General features: G+C 73.0%; 16 protein-coding genes and 1 pseudogene. 7 read left to right on the forward strand and 10 right to left on the reverse strand.

From position 1 onward, the window contains the following. Nucleotides 1-383: 383 nt before the first annotated feature. On the forward strand, nt 384-2,195 hold the full coding sequence (locus ACFRFC_RS16940) for a hypothetical protein (protein ID WP_382685895.1): 1,812 nt from the start codon (nt 384-386) through the stop codon (nt 2,193-2,195). Next, nucleotides 2,192-4,411 carry a glycosyltransferase family 4 protein gene (locus tag ACFRFC_RS16945; RefSeq protein ID WP_382685897.1) on the forward strand — a complete coding sequence of 740 codons (2,220 nt, stop codon included), beginning with the start codon at nt 2,192-2,194 and terminating at the stop codon, nt 4,409-4,411. The genes ACFRFC_RS16940 and ACFRFC_RS16945 overlap by 4 nt, the downstream gene beginning before the upstream one ends. A gap of 106 nt (nt 4,412-4,517) precedes the next feature. On the opposite strand, the gene ACFRFC_RS16950 is transcribed toward ACFRFC_RS16945, so the two are convergent. Together ACFRFC_RS16950 and ACFRFC_RS16955 are read right to left on the reverse strand one after the other, a co-directional pair. Next, complete coding sequence (locus ACFRFC_RS16950; protein WP_382685899.1) at nt 4,518-5,276, reverse strand: class I SAM-dependent methyltransferase; 759 nt, start codon at nt 5,274-5,276, stop codon at nt 4,518-4,520. A 9-nt stretch (nt 5,277-5,285) separates the two neighbouring features. Further along, nucleotides 5,286-5,720, reverse strand: coding sequence for a MarR family winged helix-turn-helix transcriptional regulator (locus tag ACFRFC_RS16955; RefSeq protein ID WP_382685902.1), 435 nt, complete (start codon nt 5,718-5,720; stop codon nt 5,286-5,288). 105 nt (nt 5,721-5,825) lie between these two features. Between ACFRFC_RS16955 and ACFRFC_RS16960 the strand changes: the two genes are divergently transcribed. Both ACFRFC_RS16960 and ACFRFC_RS16965 read left to right on the forward strand, forming a co-directional pair. Beyond that, nucleotides 5,826-6,851, forward strand: a complete 1,026-nt coding sequence (locus tag ACFRFC_RS16960; protein WP_382685905.1) for an NADP-dependent oxidoreductase — start codon at nt 5,826-5,828, stop codon at nt 6,849-6,851. Between the two features lie 134 nt (nt 6,852-6,985). Next, nucleotides 6,986-7,405, forward strand: coding sequence for an organic hydroperoxide resistance protein (locus tag ACFRFC_RS16965; RefSeq protein ID WP_382685908.1), 420 nt, complete (start codon nt 6,986-6,988; stop codon nt 7,403-7,405). Nucleotides 7,406-7,544: 139 nt separating this feature from the next. Here the strand turns inward: ACFRFC_RS16965 and ACFRFC_RS16970 are convergent, their stop codons facing one another. Continuing rightward, nucleotides 7,545-8,726, reverse strand: a complete 1,182-nt coding sequence (locus ACFRFC_RS16970) for a serine hydrolase domain-containing protein (protein WP_382685911.1) — start codon at nt 8,724-8,726, stop codon at nt 7,545-7,547. A gap of 228 nt (nt 8,727-8,954) precedes the next feature. On the opposite strand from ACFRFC_RS16970, the gene ACFRFC_RS16975 reads away from it, so the two are divergent. After that, on the forward strand, nt 8,955-9,773 hold the full coding sequence (locus ACFRFC_RS16975; RefSeq protein ID WP_382685914.1) for an EI24 domain-containing protein: 819 nt from the start codon (nt 8,955-8,957) through the stop codon (nt 9,771-9,773). On the opposite strand, the pseudogene ACFRFC_RS16980 reads toward ACFRFC_RS16975, so the two are convergent. Beyond that, nucleotides 9,739-10,005 (reverse strand): annotated as a pseudogene (locus tag ACFRFC_RS16980) (pyroglutamyl peptidase); the annotation flags it as partial. The gene ACFRFC_RS16975 and the pseudogene ACFRFC_RS16980 sit on opposite strands and share 35 nt — an antisense overlap. A gap of 579 nt (nt 10,006-10,584) precedes the next feature. Here ACFRFC_RS16980 and ACFRFC_RS16985 point away from each other — a divergent pair. Then, entirely contained in the window at nt 10,585-13,149 is a 2,565-nt protein-coding gene (locus ACFRFC_RS16985; protein ID WP_382685917.1) for a glycoside hydrolase family 3 protein, read from the forward strand. A gap of 145 nt (nt 13,150-13,294) precedes the next feature. Here ACFRFC_RS16985 and ACFRFC_RS16990 read toward each other — a convergent pair whose 3' ends face one another. Then, complete coding sequence (locus tag ACFRFC_RS16990) at nt 13,295-14,260, reverse strand: aldose epimerase family protein (protein WP_382685919.1); 966 nt, start codon at nt 14,258-14,260, stop codon at nt 13,295-13,297. 39 nt (nt 14,261-14,299) lie between these two features. Then, nucleotides 14,300-15,181 (reverse strand): SGNH/GDSL hydrolase family protein, encoded by an 882-nt coding sequence (locus ACFRFC_RS16995; RefSeq protein ID WP_382685922.1) that lies wholly within the window; start codon nt 15,179-15,181, stop codon nt 14,300-14,302. A 265-nt stretch (nt 15,182-15,446) separates the two neighbouring features. Between ACFRFC_RS16995 and ACFRFC_RS17000 the strand changes: the two genes are divergently transcribed. Further along, the gene (locus tag ACFRFC_RS17000; protein ID WP_382685925.1) at nt 15,447-15,941 is read left to right on the forward strand and encodes a DUF3145 domain-containing protein; all 495 of its coding nucleotides are present in this window, start codon (nt 15,447-15,449) and stop codon (nt 15,939-15,941) included. A 335-nt stretch (nt 15,942-16,276) separates the two neighbouring features. Here the strand turns inward: ACFRFC_RS17000 and ACFRFC_RS17005 are convergent, their stop codons facing one another. From ACFRFC_RS17005 to ACFRFC_RS17020, 4 genes are all read right to left on the reverse strand, one after another. Continuing rightward, entirely contained in the window at nt 16,277-17,551 is a 1,275-nt protein-coding gene (locus ACFRFC_RS17005) for a beta-ketoacyl-[acyl-carrier-protein] synthase family protein (RefSeq protein ID WP_382685928.1), read from the reverse strand. Between the two features lie 127 nt (nt 17,552-17,678). Beyond that, nucleotides 17,679-17,927, reverse strand: a complete 249-nt coding sequence (locus ACFRFC_RS17010) for an acyl carrier protein (RefSeq protein ID WP_191880738.1) — start codon at nt 17,925-17,927, stop codon at nt 17,679-17,681. A gap of 77 nt (nt 17,928-18,004) precedes the next feature. Beyond that, entirely contained in the window at nt 18,005-19,039 is a 1,035-nt protein-coding gene (locus ACFRFC_RS17015; RefSeq protein ID WP_382685931.1) for a ketoacyl-ACP synthase III, read from the reverse strand. A 17-nt stretch (nt 19,040-19,056) separates the two neighbouring features. Continuing rightward, a complete protein-coding gene (locus ACFRFC_RS17020; RefSeq protein WP_382685933.1) occupies nt 19,057-20,052 on the reverse strand; it encodes an ACP S-malonyltransferase in 996 nt (331 codons plus the stop codon). Between the last annotated feature and the right edge of the window lie 15 nt (nt 20,053-20,067).

The following is a 20,067-nucleotide window of genomic DNA, read 5'->3' on the forward strand; positions in this document are numbered from 1 at the left end:
CCGAACCGCGCCCCGGCGGGTTCGCTCTCTCGCCCGCGCTGCTGCCCGGCGGGCGAGCTGCCTCGCGCCTACCCCGCCTTGGTGGGCGTGCGGCCTCACGGCCACCGTCCCCCGCTGGGTTCGCGCCCGCGCCCGCACCGCGCGCTGGCGGGTTCGCTCTCGCACCCTCACTGCTGCCCGGCGGCGACGCCACCCCGCCCCAACCCCGCCCAGGTGGGCGTGCGGCCGGGTTTCCGCCCCCTCCCGGCGGGCGCGTGGCCCCGCCTTCGCCGTGCCCCGGCGGGGTCCCCACCCCGCCTTCACCACCCCCGGCGAACTCCCCACCCCCCGAAGCACCCGCCGCACCCGCCGCCGCGCGCGACCGAGCGTATGAGGACCAGCCGATGCGTCTGACCGATCTGCTCCGCCCCCATCTCGACGGCGTCACCAGCGTCGTGGACGCCACCCCCGGTGCCCTCGATCTGGAGCCCTATCTCCATCTTCCCGACGGCGTCACCCTGCGGCGTGGTGCGCAGGCGGTCGGGGAGGGGGAGCTGGTGCTCGTCTCCTACGGCCCCGATGCCCGGCTGCACGGCACCGAGTCCGCCGTCCTCGCCGTACTGGAGCGGATGCGCCCCGGCGGACGCGGCCTGATCGTCTTCGGGCACCGGGGCCCCGACCTGCCCTACCACCGGCTGCTCGACGCCCTGGTGGCCCACCACTGCCAGGTGCTGCGCGCCGCCCCGCTCGACTACGTCCATCTCCACGCGGGCGCGGTGTTCGCCCGTACCGACGAACTCCTGCCCCCCGACGACTGGTTCGGCCGCCCGGTCCCCGCCGAGGGCTTTACCACCGCGCTGCGGATCGCCGACGAGTACGTGCTCGCCGACCTGGTCTCCCGCTCGCTGCGCGCGAAGGTGCTGGACCTGGAACGGACGGTCGAGGAGACCGAGGCCGCCCGGGGCTCCGAGCGCCGCGACGGACTCGCGGAGCGGCTCGCCGCCGCCGAACGGGACAAGGCCCGCCTCTCCGGCGCCCTGCGCGGCGCCCGGGACCGGGTCGAGGTGCTCCAGGCGCGCGTCGCCATGCTGGAGGGCTCGACCTCGCTCCGGGTCGGCCGCGCCCTGGTCTCGGCCGCCCGTTCCCCCCAACGCGGCGCGTCCCGGCTGCCGAAGGAGCTGTACGGGCTGTGGCGCGGACGGACCGCCCAGTCGGCCCCCGCGAAGCCCGCCCGGACCGCCGCCGCCGCGACCGCCGAGGCCGAGGCCCTTCAGGACGGCCGTCTGCACCTCGCCCATCGCGCGTTCACCTCGGCCCCCCGTGACCGCCTGGTCCTCACCGGCGTGCTCACCGACGACACCGCCGCCGCCTTCGCCACGGACGCCGTGGTCAACCCCGCCCTGCCGCACGACGGCGAGCTGATCGTCCGGCGCACCGACCCGGACGCCGTCGTCGTCCAGCTCAGCGCCTGCACCGGCTACGGCCCCTGGGCGCACACCGGCACCGGCTTCGCCCCCGACCTGGACCGCAGACTGGCCGAGATGCTCACCGAGGCCCGGGTCGCGGGCCGCGCCTGCGTCCTGTGGCGGGACGGCCCCGCGTCCGCCGCCCCCCTTCTGTCCCGGCTGGCCTGGGACGCCGTCCTCGACACCGACACCGGGGTACCGCTGACCGCCCTGGACCCGGCCGTGGACGGCCGCGAACGCCTCCGCGAGACCTTTCGCACCGGCAGCACCCGGGTCCGGCTCGCCGAACTGGCCCGCCGCGTCGGCGCCCCCGACCCCCTGGACACCCGCCGCGTCTGCGTCGTGGCCGCCCCCCGCGACCGGGCCGGCATCGCCCGCCTCACCGCCCAGGTCCTCAGCCAGCGACACCGCCCCGCCGAGGTGGTCGTCCCCGACCCCACCGGCCTGGACGAACTCACCGCCGCCGGGATCACCGTCCGTACCGGCGCCCCCCTCGCCCCCTGGGTCGCCGACTGGACCGACCTCACCGAGGACCGCCCGGACACCCTGCTCCTGGACCTGATGTGCGCCCAGGAACACTCCGGAGCCGACGCCGTGGGCAGCACCCCCGCAGGCGACGACTACACCTTCGTACCCGAACTGCGCCCCCTCCTCGTACGCCGCTCCCTGCACACCTCCACCACCCCGCCCGAACTATGGGCCCGCCAGGGCCACCGCCTGTTCGCCTGCTGTGGAAAGGAGCCGGCATGACTCCGGCGGGAAGCGGCCCCGGCCGCACACTCGACGCGCTCGTCTACGGCGATGTCGACCTCAACCTCATCGACGGCTCCGCCGTCTGGGCCCAGTCCACCGTCCAGGCGCTCGCGGGCGCCGGCTGCCGCACCCGGCTGGTGCTCAAGGCGCCCGTGCGCACCGGGCGGCTGATCGATCCGCTGGCCGGGCTGCCCGGCGTGCGCGTGGTGCGCCCGCACGAGGAGCGGCTGGTGCCGGGCGCCCCCGACCGGCCGCTCTCGCCCGTCCAGGCCGAACGGCTCCTCGCCCGGCTCGACGACGCCGAACCCTGCGACCTGCTCGTCCTGCGCGGGCGCCGCCTCGTCACCCGCGTCGTCTCCGAAGGCCGTTTCGACGGCCGGATCTGGGCCTACCTCACCGACATCCCGCAATCGGCCGCCGAGATGACCGAGGAGGCCCGCGCCGACCTCACCAGGATCGCCGAGGCGTCCCAGCGGCTGCTGTGCCAGACCGAGGAACTGCGCTGCCTGCTGGAGACCTGGATCCCGGAGGCGGTCGGCAAATGCGTCCTCAGCCCACCCGCCGTACCCGAACCCGCCGTACCCGAACCCGGCGTCCCGGTCCCCGATCACGACCAGCCCCACACCCCCTTCCGGCTCGTCTACACCGGCAAGTTCGCCCCCCTGTGGAACACCCTCCCCATGACCCGCCTCCCCGCCCTCCTCGCCGAACAGGGCATCCGGGCCATGCTCCACACCGTCGGCGACAAGATCCACGACGACCCCGCCCACCCCGGCTTCCGCCCCGCGATGGCCCGCGCACTGCACAGCACCCCCGGCGTCGAACACCACGGCGGACAGCCCCGCGAGGAAGCCATGCGCATCGCGGGCGACTGCGACCTGGGCCTCGGCTGGCGCGCACCCGAACTGGACGCCAGCCTCGAACTCTCCACCAAGGTGCTGGAGTTCGGCGCGCTCGGCCTGCCCGTCGTCCTCAACCGCACCCCCGCCCACGAGGCACTCCTCGGCACCGACTACCCCCTGTACGTCCCCGGCCGCGCCGGACTCGACGACGCCGTGGCCGCCGTCGCCCGTGCCGTGCGCGAACCCGGCAGCCGCCGCCTGGCCGCCGCCCGCTGCCGCGAGGCCGCCGCCCGCCACACCCTGAGCGCGGCGGCCGGCCGCTGGCGCACCCAGCTCGACCGCGCCTTCCCCGCCGCGCCCCCATCGGTCGCCGCCCGGCCCAGGCCGCTGCGGGTCGGCGTCGCGGGCCACGACCTGAAGTTCCTCACCCGGCTCATGGACCACTTCCGCGCCCTGCCCGGCCTCGACGTCCGCGTCGACGCCTGGCCCGCCCTCTCCCGCCACGACCCGGTGGCCAGCCGCGAACTCGCCGAATGGGCGGACGTGGTGGTCGTCGAGTGGTGCGGCCCCGCCGCCGTCTGGTACAGCCGCCACAAACGCCCCGGCAGCCGCCTGATCATCCGCCTGCACCGCTTCGAACTCGACGCGGGCTGGCCCAAACAGGTCGCCATCGAGAACGTGGACCGGGTGATCTGCGTCAGCACCTACTACGCCCGCCGCACCCTGGAACACACCGGCTGGCCCGAGTCGAAGGTCACCGTCGTCCCGAACTGGGTCGACACCGACCAGCTCGACCGGCCCAAGGCACCCGGCGCCCGCTTCCGGCTCGGCATGATCGGCATCGCGCCCAGCCGTAAACGCATGGACCTCGGCCTCGATGTGCTGGAGGCCCTGCGCGCCCGCGACCGGCGCTGGCACCTCGCCATCAAGTCCAAGCCACCATGGGAGTACTGGTGGATCTGGAACAAGCCCGAGGAACGCGCCCACTTCGACGACGTGCTGCGCCGGATGCAGACCTCGCCGCTGCTGACCGGCGCGGTCGTCTTCGACGGCTTCGGCGCGGACGTGGCGGGCTGGCTGCGCCGCGTCGGACACGTCCTGTCCACCAGCGACGACGAGTCGTTCCACCTCGCCCCGGCCGAGGGCATGGCCTCCGCCGCCGTACCCGCCCTGCTGCCCTGGCCGGGCGCCGACGAGATCTATGACCGGCGCTGGATCCACCAGGACCCGCAGACCATGGCCGACGCCCTGGACTCCCTGGACGAGAACGGCTGGCGCACGGCCGGTCAGGAGGCCCGCACCCAGGTACGGGAGAGCTTCTCACTGGAGCGGGTGGCCCAGGAGTGGACGGACCTCCTGGTGTCCGGGTGAGGCGACGGGCCGCCGGATGCGGAGGCGCCCGGGCAGCCAGGCGTACGGCCGTACGGGCGTCCAGGCCATGAGAGTTACGAGGCTCCCGGCCCGGACGCCCCCCGCATCAGCCCCCTGCCCCCACCCCTGCCACCGCCCCTGCTCCCACTCCCGCCCCCACCCGCTTCCGCACCCGGAACGCGAACTGCCCGCAGAACGTCAGCTTGCGCAGATTCACCAGCGCCGTCTGCCGCCGGGTCAGCTTGCCCCAGTCGTCGATCTCCACGTTCAGCGGCGATTCCTCGCTCCAGTACCGCCCGTACCGCTCCTTGCGCTCGTGGTCGTAGGTGCGCAGGATCAGCGTCACGCCGTCCAGCGAGGGCCGGATCTCCTCCAGCGCCAGCCCGGCCTCCTCGACCAGCACCCGGAACCCGTACGGCGTGTAGTTCCACAGACTGAAGGAGTGGTACGGCTCGAACTGCGAGGTGCTGCCGATGAACACCCCGCCCGGCGCCAGCACCCGGCCGATCTCGGCCAGCAGATCACGCGGGCGCACGACATGCTCGAAGACCTGGTGGGAGTAGATCAGCGGCAGCGAGTCCGTGCGGAAGGGCAGCCGGACACCGTCGAAGTGCAGCACCGGATCGCCGCCCGGCCGGTGCTGCCGGGCCTCGGGGGAGTCGCAGATGTCGACGCCCACCCAGCGCACCTCGGGGTCGTGCCGCTTGAAGTGGGCGGCCGAGGTGCCCCGTCCGCACCCGAGGTCCACCACCCGGCCCGGCGCGCCCGGCGCCTGCATGGCCTGGTCCACGTAGTAGCGCGAGGTCACCTGACGGGCGTGGTCGTCGGGGATGCAGTCCTTGAGAAGGTCCCAGAGGGTCGCCATGGCGCGAGGCTACGGCACCACCCGCCGCAACAGATCCCGCAACGCCAGGCGCTCCTCCTCGCTCAACCCCGCCAGCGGCTCACGGGCGAAACGCAGGGAGTCACGGAGGCTGCGGGCGACCCGCAGGCCCTCGTCCGTCGCCGCCGCCAGCTTCACCCGGCGGTCGGCCGGGTCGGCGCGGCGCTCGGCGAGACCCCTGGATTCCAGCCGGTCCACGATTCCGGTCACATTGGACGGCTCGCAGCGCAGCTTGCGGGCGATCCTGCGCATCGGCAGCGGCTCCAGCGCGAGCAGACTCAGCAGCTTGGCCTGCGCGCCGGTCAGCGCGTGCTCGGCGGCGGCCTCCTCGTACTCCTCGTGGTACAGCGCCACGACCGAGCCGATCAGGTCAACCACCTCCAAGGTCAGTGCGTCGGGACGCCGGGGGAGCGATGGTGTGGCCATGCTTCCCAGCGTACCCCGTTACTTGACATCATGAAATATTAAAGAGCATGATTGTTTTAGTCAATGAACTAATGAGCTGCTGAAGTAAATGGAGAGCCCGTCCACATGTCTGCGACTCACTCCACCCTCCCCGCCCTCAGCCGTGAGTGGCAGCTGCTCAGCCGCCCCGTCGGCTGGCCGAAGCCCGAGGACTTCGCCCTGGCCGAGGTCCCCCTCCCGGTGCCGGGCGAGGGCCAGGTGCTGGTCCGCAACCTCTACCTCTCCGTCGACCCCTACATGCGCGGCCGGATGAGCGCCGCCAAGTCCTACGCGCCCCCCTACGAACTGGGCGAACCGATGCTCGGCGGGGCGGTCGGCGAGGTCGTGGCGTCCCGCGCCGAAGGACTGGCCGTCGGCGATCACGTCCTGCACCGCCTCGGCTGGCGCGAGTACGCGGCCGTGGACGCCTCCGCCGCCGTCCAGGTGGACCCCAAGGCCGCGCCCCTGGCCGCGTACCTCGGCGTGCTCGGCATGACCGGGCTGACCGCCTACGCCGGGCTGCTGCGGATCGCGGAGCTGAAGGAGGGCGACACCGTCTTCGTGTCCGGCGCCGCCGGGGCCGTCGGCAGCCAGGCCGGGCAGATCGCCAGGCTCAAGGGCGCCGCCCGGGTCATCGGCTCGGCCGGATCCGACGAGAAAGTCCGGCTGCTGCTGGACGAGTGCGGCTTCGACGCCGCCTTCAACTACAAGAAGGGGCCGGTCGCCGAGCAGCTGGCCGCCGCCGCGCCCGACGGCATCGACGTCTACTTCGACAACGTCGGCGGCGAGCACCTGGAGGCCGCCGTCGGCGCGCTCAAGCTCCACGGCCGGATCGCCGTCTGCGGCATGATCTCCCTCTACAACGCCACCGAGCCCGTCCCCGGCCCGCGCAACCTCGGACGGCTGATCCAGACCCGCGGCCGGATCGAGGGCTTCCTGGTCAGCGACCACCGGGACCTCCAGCCGCGGTTCGTGCAGGAGGTCGGCCCCTGGATCGCCTCGGGCGCGCTCAAGCACCGCGAAACCGTGGTCGACGGCGTGGAGAACACCCTGGAGGCGTTCCTCGGCGTCCTGCGCGGCGACAACACCGGCAAGATGATCGTCAGGCTCTGACCCCCTCACAAGTCCTCGACCCCTTCAGGAGCCCTCGACCCCTTCAGAGGCTTTCCGGTATGCGGTAACTTCTTTCCGAAACCGTCGGGGATCGTGGGCGCGAGTCCCCGGCGGACCCGAGGAGGAAGAACCCCATGCCCATTCAGCAGTCCGACGTCCTGTACACCGCGGTCGCCACCGCCGAGAACGGCCGCGACGGCCGGGTGGCCACCGACGACGGCACGCTCGACGTGGTCGTCAACCCGCCCAAGGAGATGGGCGGCTCCGGCACCGGCACCAACCCGGAGCAGTTGTTCGCCGCCGGCTACAGCGCCTGCTTCCAGGGCGCCCTCGCCGTCGTCGCCCGCAAGGAGAAGGCCGATGTCTCCGGCTCGACCGTCACCGCGAAGGTCGGCATCGGCAGGAACGCCGACGGCTTCGGGATCATCGTGGAGATCTCCGCCACGATCCCGGGCGTCGACGCCGAGACCGCCAAAGCCCTGCTGGACAAGGCCCACCAGGTCTGCCCGTACTCGAAGGCCACCCACGGCAACATCACGGTGACGCTGGTCTGAGGGCCGCCCACGAGGACGGCGGTGACCGCGCCCCCGGGGGAGCGGTCACCGCCGTTCGTCATGCTCAGCCGTCAGCCGTCAGCCGTCAGCCGTCAGCCGTCAGCCGTCAGCCGTCAGCCGTGCCTCCGCCCCGCTTCCGTCACGCCTCCAGCGCCGCCCGGTGCACCGCCGCCACGAACCGCTCGTTCTCGGGCGCCGCCCCGCCGGGGTACGCGAACCGGCGCCGTGTGTACCCGTAGGCCAGCCCGCTGCGCGGATCCGCGAACGCCTCCGCCCCGGCCGCCCCGCTGTGCCCGAACGCCCCGGCGCCCAGCAACGGATACGCGACCTCGGCGGTCGCCTGGAAGCCCAGCCCGAACGCACTGTGCGTGCGGGTCACCAGGTCGTACCCCACCGAGTGCGGCTGCCCGAACTCCGCCGCCGTGTCCTCCTTCAGCAGCGGCGCCTTGCCGTCCACCTCGCCGATCGCCGCCGCGTACATCCCGGCCAGCCCGCGCGCCGCGGCCACCCCGCCGTACGAGGCGGGCCCCTTGGCGCGGACCGCCCGCCCGTTGGGCAGCGCTTCGAGGTCGATGGGCTCGGCCGCGTGGCCGTTGAACGCGATCGACGCCAGCGAGTGCCGCCCCCGCGCCACCGCGTCGAGCAGCGCCCGCTGCTGCGCCGTCGGGACCATCGGCTGCACCGCGCGGAAACGCGGCTCCAGCGCCTGGGGCAGCCCGAGGTGGAAGTCCAGGCCGTACGGCGCCCGGACCCGCTCCTCGAACACCTCCTGGAGGGTGTGGCCGGTGGCCCGGCGGACCACCTCACCGGTCAGCGCGCCGATCACCATCGCGTGATAGCCGAACGCCGTGCCCGGCCGCCAGAACGGCCGCTGATCGGCGAGCCGTTCGGCCATCAGCCGGTCGTCGGCCAGCTCCCGCGCGCTGAACCCGCCATCGGCGCCGACCACCCCGACCCGGTGCGCCAGCAGCTCCCGCAAGGTGACCGCGCCCTTGCCCTCGGCGGCGAACTCGGGCCAGTAGTAGGTCACCCTGCGGTCCAGCTCCAGCGTGCCGTCCTGCACCAGCAGCGCCACCACGAGATGCGCGGCGCCCTTGGTGCAGGAGTACACCCCGTACAGCGAGTCGGCGCCGACACCGTCCGCGCTGTCACCGGCCCACAGGTCCACGACCCGGCGCCCGTGCAGATAGGCGCACAACTGGCCCTCGTAGTCCGGCCGTTCGGACGCGACGAACGCCGCGAACTCCTCCCGTACGCGCTCGAAGCCGTCCGCGACCATGCCGTGGATCCTCACGGCCGCGCCGTGGATCTCCTGTGTCATGCGCTCTCCCTCACGTGTCATGCGCTCTTCCCACGCTCCACCGCCACCGACGCCTGCCACCGTGAACAATGCCCGCCCGACCTGTGCGAACTCCCCCTTCCGGGGATCGGTACGGCGAGCCGCACCCGTTCGACTCAACCGCGACAAGAGGGCGTTGTGCGCAGGTCGGCGGACCGCTGACCCCGCTCGGCCCGGACCGGCCCGGACCGGCCCCGGTAGGGTGCCCCCATGCACGATCTTGGGGCGGGTTTCGGCTATCTCATCAAGGGCCAGCGCTGGATGGCCCGGCACGGCAGGAGCTACGGTTTCGGGCTGCTCCCGGGCCTGGTCACGCTGGTGCTCTACGCGGCGGCGCTGGTCGGGCTCGCGCTGTGGGGTGAGGACTTCGTCAGCTGGGCGACCCCGTTCGCCGACGACTGGGCGAGCCCCTGGCTGGGCCTCTTCCGAGGCTTCCTCACCGTCGTGCTCTTCGCCCTCGCCCTGCTCCTCTCGGTCCTCACCTTCACCGCGGTCACCCTGCTGATCGGCCAGCCCTTCTACGAGAACCTCTCCGAGCAGGTCGACCGCGATGTCTCGCCCGACGGCACCGCCCCCGAGTCCGGCCTCCCCCTGTGGCGGGAGATCTGGATCTCGGCCCGCGACAGCCTGCGCATCCTGGTCCGCGCCCTGTTCTGGGCGATCCTGCTCTTCGCCCTCGGCTTCATCCCGGTCGCCGGGCAGACAGTCGTCCCGGTCGCCGGGTTCATGGTGACCGGCTTCTTCCTCACCGAGGAACTGATCGCCGTCGCCCTCCAGCGCCGCCGCGTCGACGTCCGCGCCCGCCTCGCCATCCTCCGCCACCACAAGCGCATGGTCTGGGGCTTCGGCACCCCCCTGGCGCTCGCCTTCCTGGTCCCGTTCGTGGCGGTGTTCCTGATGCCGGGCGCGGTGGCGGGCGCGACGCTGATGGCACGGGAACTGCTGGGGGAGGGTTTCAAGGAGGACGCGGCGGACGCGGCACAGGACGCGGAGATCAGCGCCGAGAGCGGCTCGCCGCGACTGCCCTGACCTGCACGAGGATGTCCAGCCGGTTCCGTACGAACGCCGGATCGGTCACCTCGGCCGGGTTCCCGGCCCCGAACTCCAGTACCGGCGGGTGCACATGCCGGGCGGGCAGTGAGCCGGTCAGCCGGAGCCGGTCGCGCAGCGGCGTGGCCCGGCGGGCGATCTCGCCGGAGAGGTAGTTCCCGCCGCCACCGGACCGCACGGCCGACCCCGGCGGGGGCCCGCCCGGCCGAACCCCCGCCCGCCCGGCCCAACCCCCGCCCGCCCGGCCGAACCCCCGCCCGCCCGGCCGAACCCCCGCTCGGCTGCACGGGCCCCGCTCGGCTGCACCGGCCCCTGGCCCCGCCTGGCCCCGCCTGGCCCCGCCCGGCACCGCCAGGAAGTCCCGGAGCGCGCCCGGCATCCCGGATGCCCCTCGGCGGCCCGGGGATCCGGCGGCCCGGTAGCCCGGTGCCCCGGAGACGCGGCCCGGTAGCCCGGTGCCTTGAAGACGCGGCCCGGTAGCCCTGGTGCCCGGGTGCCCGGGTGCCCCGGTGCCCCGGTGCCCCGGTGCCCCGGAGACTCGGCGGCCCGGCGATCCGGCGGCCCGGTAGCCCGGTGCCCCGGAGACTCGGCGCCCCGGAGACTCGGCGATCCGGCGGCCCGGTGCCCCGGTAGCCCGGCGCCCCGCAGACTCGGCGACAGCGCCCCCGCGCCCCGGGCGCCCCGGCGCCAACGGCCAGCCTCGCGCCCCGTCCACCACCCCCGGTGCACGATGGGAGGCAGCGACCCGCAGTGACCCGCAGCGACCCGACCTCGACGAGGAGGCTGTCCGATGGCGACGACGACCCCGGGGACCCGGCCCGCATCGGACCCCCCGGACCCCCCGGACCCCCCGGACCCGGTGCCCACCCCCGCCGACCGGGCCCGCGAGACGGCGGTCGAGGCCGCTCTCGCCGCTCTCGGGCTCGATGCCAAGGCCCGGTTGCTGTCCGGCCAGGACAGGTGGTCGCTGCCCGCGCTCCCGGAGATCGGCCTTGAGTCCCTCGTGATGTCGGACGGCCCGATCGGGGTGCGGGGCGTGCGCTGGAGCGCCGACGACCCGTCCGTCGCCCTGCCCTCCCCGACCGCGCTGGCCGCCACCTGGGACCCCGGCCTCGCCCGCCGCGCCGGTACCCTCCTCGCCCAGGAGGCCCGCCGCAAAGGCGTGCACGTCCTGCTCGCCCCCACGGTCAACCTGCACCGCTCCCCGCTCGGCGGACGGCACTTCGAGGCGTACAGCGAGGACCCCTACCTCACCGGCCGGATCGGCACCGGATACGTCCAGGGCGTGCAGTCCGGCGGAGTCGGCACCACCGTCAAGCACTTCGTCGCCAACGACGCCGAGACCGACCGCTTCACGGTGAACAACCTGGTCGGTGAACGCGCCCTGCGCGAGCTGTATCTCGCCCCCTTCGAGGCGATCGTCGAGAACGCCCGCCCCTGGGGCGTCATGACCGCCTACAACGCCGTCGACGGCCCGACCATGACCGAGCACCACCACCTGGTCAACGAGGTGCTGCGCGGCGCATGGGGCTTCGACGGCTGCAACGTCTCCGACTGGACCGCCGCCCGCGACACCGTCGCCGCGATCACCGGCGGCCTCGATGTCGCCATGCCGGGCCCCAGGACCGTCTACGGCCCGCCCCTCGCGCAGGCCGTGCGCGACGGCTCCGTCCCCGAGGCCGTGGTCGACGCGGCCGTCCGCAACGTGCTGCGGCTCGCCGCCCGCACCGGCCTCCTGGCGGGCGCGGAACCGGCCGTCACCGACCTCCCCGCGCCGGTCGACGGCGCGGCCCTCGCCCGCGAGATCGCCCGCCGCTCCTTCGTCCTGGTGCGCAACGAGCCCCGCGCGTCCGGCCCCGCCCTGCCGCTGCGGTCCGGCGGCACCGTCGCCCTGCTCGGCGCCGCCGCCCGGGACGCCCGCATCCTCGGCGGCGGCTCCGCCACCGTCTTCCCGCCCCGGGTCGTCTCCCCGCTCGACGGCCTCACCGCCGCCCTCCCCGCCGGGACCCTGACCTACGCGCTCGGCGCCGATCCCACCACCGGGATGGCCGTCGCCGCCCGGGGCTTCACCCTGCGCACGGTCTGCCGGGACACGCACGGCGAGATCATCGGCACCGCCTCCGCGCCCAACGGCCACATCCAGTGGACGGACCCCGACCTGCCCGACGGCGTCACCCACGACCGGCTGCACACCGTGGAACTGACCGGCACCTACCTCCCGCGCGAGAGCGGCACCCACACCTTCGGCATCAAGGGCGTGGGCGCCTTCACCCTCGCCATCGGAGGCCGGACCCACTTCGACGGCGTCCAGGGCAACGGCGAGGCCGACCCCTTCGCGGCGTTCTTCGGCACCCCGGTGCCCCGCGCCGAGGCCGCTCTCACGGCGGGCGAACCGGTCGAGGTCTCCCTCACCCAGGTCGTCGCCCTGCCCGAGGGCGCCCCGCTGAAGGTCGTCACCTTCTCCCTCGCCCACCAGGAGCCCCGGCGCGACCCGGACGCCCTGATCGCCGAGGCCGCCGAGACCGCCCGCGCCGCCGACACCGCCGTCGTCGTGGTCGCCACCACCGAACAGGTGGAGTCCGAGGGCTTCGACCGCACCGACCTCACCCTCCCCGGCCGCCAGGACGACCTGGTCCGCGCGGTCGCCGCCGCCAATCCGAACACCGTGGTCGTGGTCAACACCGGCTCCCCGGTCGAACTGCCCTGGCGCGAGGACGTGGCCGCCGTCCTGCTGACCTGGTTCCCCGGCCAGGAGGGCGGCGCCGCCCTCGCCGACGTACTGACCGGCGCCCACGAGCCCGGCGGCCGGCTGCCCACCACCTGGGGCGCCCTCGCCGACGCCCCGGTCACCCAGGTCACCCCCACCGACGGCGAACTCGCCTACACCGAGGGCGTCTTCATCGGCTACCGCGCCTGGGACCGCCGGCACCGCACCCCCGCCTACCCCTTCGGCCACGGCCTCGGCTACACCACCTGGACATACGACTCCATCGAGGCGACCGGCACCGACGGCAGCCCCACGACCGCCCCGACCATGACAGACCGCCCCACGACCGGCCCGACCGTGACCGTCCGCGTCCGCAACACCGGCGACCGCCCCGGCCGCGAGACCGTCCAGCTCTACCTCGCCCCCACCACCCCCGACCCCGCCCGCCCCACCCGCTGGCTGGCCGGTTTCACGGTGGTCGAGGCCGCACCGGGCGAGACCGCCGAGGCCGTCATCACCCTGCCCCTCCGCGCCTTCCAGATCTGGGACGAGCCCACCGCCTCCTGGTCGCTTGTGAAGGGTTCGTACGAGATCCAGGCCAGTTGTTCGATCTTCAACCGCAGGCTCGCAGTGACGACTACTGTCTGATCAAGGCCGATTTCCTCCCGCCGGATGGATTCGTCCCCCGGACGGCACAGCGAGCCGTCACCTCCCGACGGACAGCGAGCCGCCCCCCGAACAGCCCCGGCCCGGACCCTGACATCCGGGCCGGGGTGCACGACTGCCCCCGCGACTACACCGCGCCGCGCGGCCCGAAGCCATACACCGTCTCCGACCGGAACACCTCACCCGGCCGCAGCACGGTGTCCGGGAACTCCGGCCGGTTCGGCGCGTCCGGGAAGTGCTGGGTCTCCAGGGCGATCCCGGCGCCGGGCGCGAACGGCTCGGTGACATGGTCGGCGGTGTAGAGCTGAAGGCCGGGTTCGGTGGTCGCCACGGTCAGGGTCCGCCCCGACGCCGGGTCGGACAGCTCCGCGACCTCCACCGGCTCCCCGGTCACCCCCTTGTCGAGCACGAAGTTGTGGTCGTACCCCGCCCCCACCTTCCGCGCCGCCCGGAAGTCGAAGCGCGTGCCCCGCACCGCCGCGACGCCCGTCGGGATCTGATCGGCGTCCACCGGGGTGTACCGCGCGGCGGCGATCCGCAGTTCATGCCCGCCCGCGCTCCCCGACCCCGCCAGATTGAAGTAGCTGTGGTGGGTGAGGTTCACCGGAGTCGGCGCGTCCGTGACCGCCTCGTACGCGATCCGCAGCGAGCCGTCCGCGTCGAGCCCGTACGTCACCGCGACCTCCAGCCGCCCCGGGAACCCCTCCTCGCCGTGCGGGCTGACCCGGCTGAGCCGCAGACAGTGCTCGCCCGGCGTCACGTCCCACACCCGCTTGTCGAAGCCGCGCTCCCCGCCGTGCAGCGAGTTCCGCCCGCTGTTGCGGGCCAGCGCGTACGTCCGCCCGTCCAGCGGGAACCGGCCGCCAGCGATCCGGTTGGCGTACCGCCCCACCAGCGCCCCGAAGTACGGCCCCGGGTGCGACAGATAGCCGTCCAGAGAGGGGAACCCCAGCACCACGTCCACCCCGCCCGGCACCTCGAGGGACTGCACGATCCCCCCGTAGGACAGCACGCGCACCCGCACCCCGCCCCGCTCGATGCTCCAGCGCCCCACCCGGGTGCCATCGAAAAGCGTCCCGAAATGTTCACTCATGATCGAAACCCTAGGCCCTGGGAGCCAAAGTCGCCTCGATCAACCATCCTCCGAGGTGACCGCCTCGTAAGCGATCTCCGCCAGCCGCGCCTGACCGTCCTTGCTGGGATGGAACCAGTCCCAATGGCTCAGCTGATCGGTGCCGAACTCGAACTCGTACACCGCGCCCCCGTCGAACCGGCACCGCTGATCCTTCGCGCAGACCTCCCGCAGTACGTCGTTGTACTCCTCCACCCGGTCCCGCACCGACAGCCGCCGCTCGGTCGCCGCCTTGTCCATCGCGTCCGCGTCGCCGAGCATCGACGGGCAGATGCCCAGCTTCCACACCTGCTTGCCCAGCGGGTTGGTCCGCCCCTCCGACCACAGCCGCAGCAGATCCGGCACGCTCGACACATACAGCTGTGCCTCGGGCGCCACCCGGCGCAGGGTCGCCACCGCGTCCTCGAACGCGTCCCGGAACTCGCCGACCGGCGTCATCGCCGCCACCGACTGACGGCACGCGTCATTGGCGCCCGCCATCACCGTCACCAATTCGGGGTCCCGGGTCGCCGCCTGGGCCATCTGGCCGGGCAGATCCGCCATCCGGGCGCCGGTCTCCGCGTAGTTCCAGCTGTGCGAGACGGCCCGCGCGTCGCCCAGCAGCCGGACGGCGAGACTGTCCACCTCCGGGCTGGTCCCGGTGGACCAGGAGACCTCGGGGCAGTCCGACAGGACCGTACAGGCGTCGAAGCCACGGGTGATGGAGTCCCCGACCGCCGCCACCGACTCCGGGCTGACATCCCACACCGGCGTCGGGCTCGGCGCCGGCTGCGCCTTCTTCTCCACCGCCGGGGAGCCGTCACCGCCGACCGCGTCACACCCCGCCGCGCCGACGACCGCCGCCGTCATCACCGCGAGCACCGGCAGTAAACGCCGCCGCATAACCAGACCCATCCCCACAAAGCCCTCCTCGCCCGGTCACCGTCCCCACCCCATAAGAACGCGTGAGGGTTCCCGGCACCTGACTCGGAGCGCCATCCGCCCGCACAGGGGTCCTGCCGGGTGAATGGCGGAGGTTTCCCGGCACCAGGACCGACGGTACGTCACACTCCCCACGCCGCCGCACGGTAGCCTCGCCATCGAACGTGGCTGGCCGCCCCACCGCCCAGCCGCCGCACATATTGTCCCGCTCAGCCCGGAGGTCCCGGTGACGACACGTGGAGTTCTGTACGTGCACTCCGCTCCGCGCGCCCTGTGCCCACACGTCGAGTGGGCCATCGCCGGAGTGCTGGGCACCCGCGTCAGCCTCGACTGGATCCGGCAGCCCGCCGCGCCCGGCACCTGGCGCTCGGAGTTCTCCTGGAAGGGCCAGGCGGGCACCGGCTCCAAACTCGCCTCCGCCCTGCGCGGCTGGCAGCTGCTGCGCTTCGAGGTCACCGCCGACCCCTGCGCCACCGCCGAGGGCGAGCGCTACAGCTGCACCCCCGACCTCGGCATCTTCCACGCCGTCACGGGCATCCACGGCGACATCCTCATCCCCGAGGACCGCCTCCGAGCCGCCCTCCAACGCAGCCAGCGCGGCGAGAGCGACCTCCAGTCCGACATCGCCAAACTCCTGGGCAAACCCTGGGACGACGAACTGGAACCCTTCCGCTACGCAGGAGAAGGCGCCCCGGTCCGCTGGCTCCACCAGGTGGTCTAAAGCAACACGGGGACACGCCGGTCGTCTTTTTGCTTTCGGGGGTCGCGGCAAAGGACGCGACCCAACGGGGCTGCGGCCAACGCCGCGTCTTTGCTTTCGGGGGGCGTGGCAAAGGGCGCGATCCAACGGGGCTGCGGCCAACGCCGCGTCTTCCCTTCGGGGTCGCGGCGAAGGCTGCGATCGAACGGGGCCGCGGTCAACGCCGTGCTTCTAGGGGCGCGGGGAACTGCGCGACCAGCCACGACCCACCCGCACCCGGCACACAACCGCACCCCCAACGGCGACGGCCCGGACCCCCAAGGGGACCCGGGCCGTCTTCCGGTCCAGCGACGCGGTCACACCGTACGGAAGGCCAACACCACGTTGTGCCCCCCGAACCCGAACGAGTCGTTCAGCGCAGCGATCCGCCCCTCGACAGGCAACTTCCGCGCCTCCCCCCGCACCACATCCGCATTGGCCTCCGCCTCGGGATCAATGTTCTCGACATTGATCGTCGGCGGCGCCACCCGGTGATAAAGCGCCAGCACCGTCGCGACGGTCTCCACCCCACCGGCACCCCCCAGCAGATGCCCGGTCATGGACTTGGTGGCGGACACCGCGAAGTGGTCCACCTCGTCCCCGAACACCTTCCGCAGCGCCTTCAGCTCGGCGATGTCACCGGCCGGCGTGGACGTCGCATGCGCGTTCACATGCATGATCTCCGCCGGATCCAGATCCGTACGCTCCAGCAGATTCTGAAGGGCGTGGGAGATCCCGCGCCCCTCCGGCTCCGGCTGCACAATGTCATGGCTGTCGGCGGAGATCCCCTGCCCGACCGCCTCGGCGTACACCCTCGCCCCGCGCTTGGCGGCATGCTCGGCGGACTCCAGGACGATCACACCGGCGCCCTCACCGAGCACGAACCCGTCGCGGTCGACGTCGTACGGACGCGACGCGCCCTGCGGGTTCTCGTTGTTCTTGGACATCGCCATCATGTTGCCGAACGCGGCGATCGGCAGCGGATGGATCGCCGCCTCCGTACCGCCCGCGATGACGACATCGGCGCGGCCCGAGCGGATCATCTCGATGCCGTAGCCGATGGCCTCCGCGCCCGAGGCGCACGCGGAGACCGGCGTGTGCACGCCCGCGCGGGCGCCCACCGCCAGCCCGACGTTCGCCGACGGGCCGTTCGGCATCAGCATGGGGACGGTGTGCGGGGAGACCCGGCGCACACCCTTCTCCTTGAGTACGTCGTACTGGTCCAGCAGCGTCGTCACGCCACCGATACCGGAGGCGACCACCGCACCGAGCCGGTCGGGATCGACGACCCCGCCGTCCTCACCGGCCTTGGCCGTGAAACCGGCGTCGGCCCATGCCTCACGGGCCGCGATCAGCGCGAACTGCGCCGACCGGTCCAGCCGCCGGGCCTGCGGCCTGGGGATGATCTCGGTCGGCTCGACAGCGATCGGTGCGGCGATCCGGACCGCCTGATCGGCGGCCCAGTCGTCCTCCAGGGACCTGACGCCGGAGCGTCCGGCGACCAGGCCCTCCCAGGTTGAGGCTGCGTCGCCACCCAGCGGTGTGGTTGCGCCGATACCGGTGACGACCACGGTGCGATTGGTCGGGCTCACGGGAACTCTCTCTCCAGACGGATACAAGGGTCGACGGCGCCACCGCCGGGTGGCGGCGGACGGGCCGGACCGGGCCGGCCCCAGGCCCTCTGTCGGACAGGTCCAGGTCCTGGCGGACCCGAGGGACTCAGTCCTGGTGCTTGAGGATGTAGTCGGTCGCGTCGCCGACGGTCTTGAGGTTCTTGACGTCGTCGTCGGGGATCTTGACGTCGAAACGCTCCTCGGCGGCGACGACGACCTCGACCATGGACAGCGAGTCGACGTCCAGGTCGTCGGTGAAGGACTTGTCCAGCTGGACGTCCTCAACCGGGATCCCGGCGATCTCGTTCACGATCTCCGCGAGACCGGCGACGATCTCTTCCTGAGTGGCGGCCATTGTGGCGCTCCTTCGTTTCTTCTCAGAGGGTGTGGCGGTGCGCTCCCTGCCGGACAGCATGATCCGGCACGGAGTGCCTAGGGGAGGGTAACGACAGTGGCGGCGTACACGAGACCCGCCCCGAATCCGATGACGAGCGCGGTGTCACCGCTCTTCGCCTCGCCGGTCGCCAGGAGCCGCTCCATCGCGAGCGGGATCGAGGCGGCCGAGGTGTTGCCGGTGGTACGCACATCACGGGCGACCGTGACCGACTCCGGCAGTTTGAGGGTCTTGACCATCGAGTCGATGATCCGCTCGTTGGCCTGGTGCGGAATGAAAACATCCAGTTCAATGGAGCTGATCCCGGCCGCGTCCAGCGCCTGCTGGGCGACCTTCGCCATCTCGAACACGGCCCAGCGGAACACCGCCTGGCCCTCCTGGGTGATGGCCGGGAATTTCACATTTCCCGCGCTGTCCACCGGAAGCCCGGAGACATCGCCGCCGACGCGGTACTCGTCCCACGGGACCGTCTGTCTGATGGTGTCGGACTTGTCGCCCTCCGAGCCCCATACGGTCGGGCCGATCGCGGGCTCCTCGGACGGGCCGACCACCACCGCGCCGGCGCCGTCACCGAACAGGAAGGCCGTCGCCCGGTCCTCCAGATCGGTCAGATCGCTCAGCCGCTCCACGCCGATGACCAGCACATGCTCCGCCGAACCCTCGACGATCATGCCCTTGGCCAGGGTGAGCCCGTAACCGAAGCCCGCACAGCCCGCCGAGATGTCGAACGCGGCGGCCTTGTCCGTGCCCAGCTTGTCGGCGATCTCGGTGGCCACGGCCGGGGTCTGCTTGAAGTGGCTGACGGTCGAGACGATCACCGCGCCGATCTGCCCGACGCTGATCCCGGCGTCCGCGATGGCCTTGCCCGACGCCTCGACCGACATGGCGGCGACGGTCTCCTCGTCGTTCGCCCAGTGCCGGGTCTCGATGCCGGAGCGGGACCGGATCCATTCGTCGGAGGAGTCGATGTGCTCCAGGATCACCTCGTTGGGCACCACCCGGACCGGGCGGTAACCGCCCACGCCCAGGATGCGCGCGTACGGGGCGCCCTTGCTTGGCTTGATCTTCGACATGGCCCGGAGGGCTCCTTTCAGGCGCCCGCCGCGTCGGCGGCAGCTGGGGACGGCTCCGCGGCGGCTGCGGTGACCACGGCGGTGTCTGCGGTGTCTGACGTCTCTGCGATGAGCCGGCGCGCGGCGTCGAGGTCGTCGGGGGTCTTCAGGGCGAGGGTCCGGACGCCGGGCAGTGCGCGCTTGGCGAGGCCGGTGAGCGTGCCACCGGGGCACACCTCCAGCAGGGCGGTGACGCCGAGCGCCTTGAAGGTCTCCATGCACAGGTCCCAGCGGACCGGGTTGGCGACCTGGCCGATCAGCCGCTGAAGCACCTCGGCGCCGCCCGCGACGGTCTCCCCGTCCTTGTTGGAGACGTAAGGGACCTTCGGGTCGGCCGGGGTGAGGTCCGCGGCGGCCCGGGCGAGGGTGTCGACGGCCGGGGCCATGTGAGGGGTGTGGAAGGCGCCGGCCACCTTGAGCGCGATGACCTTGCGGACGCCTTCGGGCTTGTCCTCGGCGAGCGCGGCGAGCTGTGCCATGGTGCCGGCGGCCACGATCTGCCCGGCCCCGTTGACGTTCGCCGCGGTCAGGCCGAGCTTCTCCAGGTGCGCGACCGACACCTCGGGGTCGCCGCCGAGCAGCGCCGACATCCCCGTCTCGGTCACGGCGGCGGCGTCGGCCATCGCCAGCCCACGGGTGCGCACCAGGCGCAGCGCGGCGGTGTCGTTCAGCACACCGGCGAGGACGGCGGCGGTGATCTCGCCGACGCTGTGCCCGGCGACCGCGCCGGGCGCGAGGTCCGCGATGTCACCGAGTGCCGCCGCGGACAGCAGACCGGCGGCGACCAGCAGCGGCTGGGCCACGGCGGTGTCCCGGATCTCGTCCGCGTCGGCCTGGGTACCGTAGTGGGCGAGGTCGAGGCCGATGGCGTCCGACCAGCCGGCGACGCGGTCGGCGGCACCGGGCAGTTCGAGCCAGGGAGTCAGGAAGCCGGGCGCCTGAGCGCCCTGGCCGGGAGCGACGAGTACGAGCACTCTCACACTCTCTCT

Source organism: Streptomyces sp. NPDC056734 (genome assembly GCF_042790455.1).
Taxonomy (GTDB): Bacteria; Actinomycetota; Actinomycetes; order Streptomycetales; family Streptomycetaceae; genus Streptomyces.